Consider the following 4,690-nt stretch of genomic DNA (forward strand, 5'->3'; position numbering starts at 1 on the left):
ATGGTGGGGGACACAGCCGCCGGCAGCCGGGGGGCGTTCGCCGGCCGCCGGCATCTGCGCCGTCGGTTCGGCCCGGTCGAAGCCGACCTGTGGGGGACGAGCGCGATGATCGAGTTCATCGACGCCGGCCTGCGGCTGCTGTGGACCGACGACACGACGGCCGACGACACGACGGCCGACGACACGACGGCCGACGACACGACGGCCGACGACACGACGGCCGACGACACGACGGCCGGGGAGCGTTCCGCTCCCGGCCTGCCGGCGGAGCGGGACAGTCCGCGGGGACGGCCGGTCGGCAGCCAGCTCGCGGCATTGCTGCGCTCCACCGCCGGTGGGGCGCTTGCGCGGCCCGCGCGTATCCGCGCACCGGTGCGGCGACGGCTCACCGAACCGGCGCCCGCCGTTGCCGAGGTGGCGCGGGCGGTGCGGGTGTCACCGGTGGCCGGGGGAGTGCGTGTCGAGGTCGAAACGACCGTGCCCGGCTCCGCCGTCGTGTCCGTCGTCCTGCGCAGGGAGCAGGCCGACGGGCTCGCGGCCGTGCTGGAGGACTGGTCGCGGCGGGAACAGGCAGGAATAACAGAAACGCGGGAATGACAGGAATGACGGAAACGGCAGGGATAAAATGACAGGAGCAGGGGGAGGGAATCAGAAGAAGAAGAAAAAGGAATCGGAAGAAGAAATAGGCGGGAGCGGGGGATGGGGCGGCCGCGGCCCGGTCCGGTGCGCCGGCCTCATGCCGGCGGCTGGCCGTTCTCCGGCGGCTGGTCGTTCTCCGCCTGTCGCACCAGCTTGTCGACCCACATCACACCGGCCGCGGCGACCAGCATGGTGAGATGGCGGATCTCCTCCCGCGCGGCCGGCTCGTCGACGCCGCGCAGCCGCCGGCAGCGACCGACCGGGTCGACCGCCCGGCCGTCGGCCGCGTCCAGCAGCGTGTGCAGCAGCCGCAGCGTCACAAGATGGTCACGCTGCCGGCGTCGGCTCCCGGTGCCCGACCGCGTCCGGCATGGCGGTGCCGTCACGGTCGTCGGCGCCAACGCGGCCACCGCGTCCGGGTGCTCCGGTGCGACGTCGGAAGTGATCTTCGTAAGGAGGGCTGACCGGGCATGTTCGGTCTCCCGGCCGGTCTCGGACGGGCCGTCGGCGGGAGTCCGCGCCGCCTCGGCCCAGCTGGCGGCACCCGGCCGGAACGCGGCACCCGGCCGGGACCTGGTGCCGTCCGCTGCCCGCGCGGCCAGCGGCCCGGCCACCAGTGCCCGGTATCGGGCGGGGTCGTGGGCGCGCAGCAGATCCAGGCCGCGATGGAGCGCTACCCGGGCCGCGTCGGGGGACAGGCCATGGCGTCGTCCGGTGGCCGGCAGATCGTACGGGTGAGCGACATCGGCCCACAGCCCGGTGACGAGCTCGCGCAGCGCGCAGTCGGCGGGCGGGTCGTCGGCCAGCGGCCCGGCGGCCGGCGAGGAGTCCAGGCCGCGCATCGGCCTGGCCGGTAGCCCGCGCTTGACCGCGGCGCGGCGCCGCAGCTCGACGTCGAGGTTCCTCGTCGGGTAGAGGACGAGCTGCGCCACCGCCGCGCGCAGCCAGGCCTGATCCGATGGGGACGTCCGCCGGTACGGCCGCGAGGGGCTGTCCCGGAGTGTGCCGGCGGCGGCCAGCATCGAACCGGCGGTGTCGGCGTCGAGTGCGGCGGTCTCGGCCGGCGCGGTCAGCCCGTCGACCAGGAGCCGCCACTCGCGGACCTCCTCGCCGGGCCCGCCGCCCGTGGCGCGGGTGCGCGGGAGCCGGCCGCGTGCGGCCTCGCGCAGCTTGCGGTGGGCGTCGAGCACGAGATCGTCGATGATCGTCCGGCAGGTGTCGCAGGTCCGGCCGTCCCGGCAGGAGCAGGACGCGGGAACAGCCCTGCGGACGATGCCGCGGACCCGGCGGCGCAGGGCGGGTTCGAGCAGCCGGTAGGTGGCCCGGGAGGCAAGGTCGTCGTCTGCGTCGAGAATGTCGCTGAGGCGCAGGCTCACAGGGATCCTTTCGAGCATGACGGGATGACACGACGTCCACACGACATCGAACCGTCAAAAACGAGCCACCCGCGAGGGGTGACAGCCTCCCGATGACCGGGTGACCTCGAAAGGACCGGCGAAGCCGGTCACGTGACCAGAAATGGCCACGAGTCGCCATAAAGACTGACTGGGATGGACCCTAGAGCGCCGGTGCCGGGCCTGTCAACCGCGGATCACCCAGCCGCCGCGCCCGGTGAGTGGCGGTGCCGGCCGCCAGGCCCCGGCGGGCAGCCAGCGGACCGCCCGCCAGCATGACGGGCACGGCTGCCACACCCCGAGACGGTCGCCGCGCTCGAGGAGCCCGGCGATCCCGGCGCCGACCCGGCCGGCGGTCAGGCCGGCATCCGAGGGCAGGTACCACCCGCTCTGCTGGAACCGGTCGGCGACCGGCCGCAGCGACCGGGTGACCAGCTCCCTGCGTTCGTTGTCGGAGACGTCGTAGACGACGACCAGCGGTGTGTTCACCAGAGTCCCTCCGCGTCCCCGTTATCCGGAAGCCGCCGGAAGCCGCCGGAAGCCGCCCGGAGCCGCCCGGAGCCGCCCGGAGCCGCCCGGAGCTGTTCGGTCATCCTGAGACCCAGCCGTGGTCAGGCACGGCGTCGAGCGGGAAGCCGTGCCACCACTGCCGACAGCGCGGACAGCACGGAACGATCACAATATGGTCGTCCGGCTCGACGAGCCCGGCCAGGCGCGTGGCAAGACCGTCCAGCCCGGACGCTGTCAGGTCCAGGTCGTACACCGAGCGCAGCACCTTCGGCCCGTGCCGTTCCAGCGCCGTCGCGACCTTCCGCCGGTGCCGGTCGGAGGAGACGTCGAAACTCACCAGGAACCTGCCGACGGGTTCCGCCATCAGACGCTCACCGCCAGTGGAAGGGCTCGTAGGGGACGCTGTCGACCAGCCTCCCGCGCAGTGCGAGGCTCTGCCCGCGGATCAGGGTGGCGTAGGTGGTGCCGGGGGACGCCGTCCAGCTCCGCGCCGGGGAGTCCACCCGCGCCCGGAAGCGGGCGATGACCGCCGCGCTCGCCGCCGGGCCGAGCCGCGGACGCCCGTCCGTGCCGCCGTCCGTGCTGTTGTCCGCGCCGCCGCCACGGGGCGCGGGGCCGGTACTGAGGTCCTCGGGGCGGATCATGCGCAGCCCGAGGACGCCCAGGACGGTCGACTCGAGCAGGACCGCGCGCCACTCCTCCATCAGGTCGAACACCAGCGTCGGCCGGCCCGGCCGCGGGGCATGCAGGAACGACGTGTACGGGTCGAGACCGGCGGCGACGACCGCGCCGAAGACGACCTCGCGAAGCAGCGCGGAGGTGTAGTTGATGAGGATGTTGACGAGGTCGGGGTCAAGGCGCTCACGCCGCCGGAAGCCGAGCTCGTCGGGGAGCAGGAGCCGGATACCGCGGAAGTAGGCCCCGGACGCCGCTCCTTCGATACCGACGAGCTCGGCGATCGAAGCGGCGTTGTCGACGGCCGCGCCGGCCGCGGCGACGCGCCGGGCCAGCGCCCAGACCTCCGCGGGCTCGGCGGCCCTTGCCGCTCGCCGGCGCAGCAGGACATCCTGGTTATGGATCTTCCCGCGGACGAAGGCGCGGGCGAGCTCGAGCCGGGCCGGGTCGTCGTGATGGAGGAGCGCCTGCCGCCGGCGGGCCTCGATGTGGGACGCCTTCGGCGGTTCGAGCCGCCCGCGGACCCGGCCGTCCGCGGTGAGCAGGACCAGCGGTATGTCCTCGGCCAGGAGGGCGGTCATCGCCGGGGTCGTGATCCCGACGTTGCCGAAGGCGACGACCTCGCTGATCCGTCCCAGCGGCGCTGAGGTGACGACCGCGCCGTCCCGGCTCGCGACCAGCCGGCCACCGCTGCGCCCGAGCACGAGGCCGTGGCCGACGACATACAGCGGGCGGCGGGTCGGCGGCCGGCCGGCCAGCCGCTTGACCGGCCGGCTGACCGAGCTGACCGAGCTGACTGACCGGCCGGCCGGTTGGCCGGTCGGCTGACCGGCCGGCTCGTTCACGATGCCCTCCGGTTCGTCGCCGGGCGGGCGGAGGCGTCCGATGGGCCGGTGTAGGCGGCCGGATCCGGTCGCGTGGTACGGCGCCGCCGCCCGACGGACATCGGGTGCGTCCAGCCGGCGGTCGGTTCGGCCTCCCAGCCGCCGTCACGGTAGAAGACCCATCCCAGGAAGGAGAAACCCCGGTCGAAGCTTGAGATGTAGGTTTTCCCGGCGTTCATCTCCAGGTCCAGATCCGCCAGCGCGCGGCCGACGGTGTAGGCGGACTCGATCGCGGTGCCGGTGTCCGCGCAGAACACCGCGATATCGTCGGCGTAACGGACAAGATTTCCGGGATTGTGATGGACGGTGGTGTCGAAGGCGCGAAGATGCAGATTAGCGAGGGCTGGAGACAGGGGCGCTCCCTCCGGGATACCCTTGGTTCGCGGGATGATTCCGTGTTCGGTGAGCAGCGGCGCGGTTATCCAGCGGTCGATCAGTGTTGTCGCGTCGCCGGCCAGCCCGGCGGGAAGAGCGGCCAGGAGAAGATCATGGCGGATGCGCGCGAAATAGTCGGCGATGTCGGTGCGCAGCACCGTCGTGTGCCCGGCGTCGCGGTGGCGTTCGGCCTCGGCCAGTGCGTCGAGCCAC

At 73.2% G+C, this 4,690-nt stretch carries 6 protein-coding genes; 1 reads left to right on the forward strand and 5 read right to left on the reverse strand.

Translation table 11 applies throughout. The annotated features are described in order from the left end of the window. The coding region (locus AC5LSR_RS23185) for a hypothetical protein (protein ID WP_493469028.1) at positions 1-597 on the forward strand (597 nt) is incomplete at its 5' end. 137 nt (positions 598-734) lie between these two features. On the opposite strand, the gene AC5LSR_RS23190 is transcribed toward AC5LSR_RS23185, so the two are convergent. The 5 genes from AC5LSR_RS23190 to AC5LSR_RS23210 form a co-directional block, all read right to left on the reverse strand. Continuing rightward, positions 735-2,015, reverse strand: coding sequence for a hypothetical protein (locus AC5LSR_RS23190; RefSeq protein WP_250281366.1), 1,281 nt, complete (start codon positions 2,013-2,015; stop codon positions 735-737). A gap of 204 nt (positions 2,016-2,219) precedes the next feature. Next, complete coding sequence (locus AC5LSR_RS23195; RefSeq protein ID WP_250281365.1) at positions 2,220-2,522, reverse strand: hypothetical protein; 303 nt, start codon at positions 2,520-2,522, stop codon at positions 2,220-2,222. Positions 2,523-2,622: 100 nt separating this feature from the next. Continuing rightward, positions 2,623-2,907 carry a CRISPR-associated endonuclease Cas2 gene (gene cas2, locus AC5LSR_RS23200; protein ID WP_250281364.1) on the reverse strand — a complete coding sequence of 95 codons (285 nt, stop codon included), beginning with the start codon at positions 2,905-2,907 and terminating at the stop codon, positions 2,623-2,625. 7 nt (positions 2,908-2,914) lie between these two features. Beyond that, a complete protein-coding gene (gene cas1, locus AC5LSR_RS23205; RefSeq protein ID WP_250281363.1) occupies positions 2,915-4,063 on the reverse strand; it encodes a CRISPR-associated endonuclease Cas1 in 1,149 nt (382 codons plus the stop codon). Beyond that, positions 4,060-4,690, reverse strand: a 631-nt coding sequence (locus tag AC5LSR_RS23210) for a reverse transcriptase domain-containing protein (RefSeq protein ID WP_250281362.1), incomplete at its 5' end; no start/stop codon positions are given. The genes cas1 and AC5LSR_RS23210, both read right to left, overlap by 4 nt.

It is taken from the genome of Protofrankia sp. CiP1_Cm_nod4 (genome assembly GCF_982290645.1).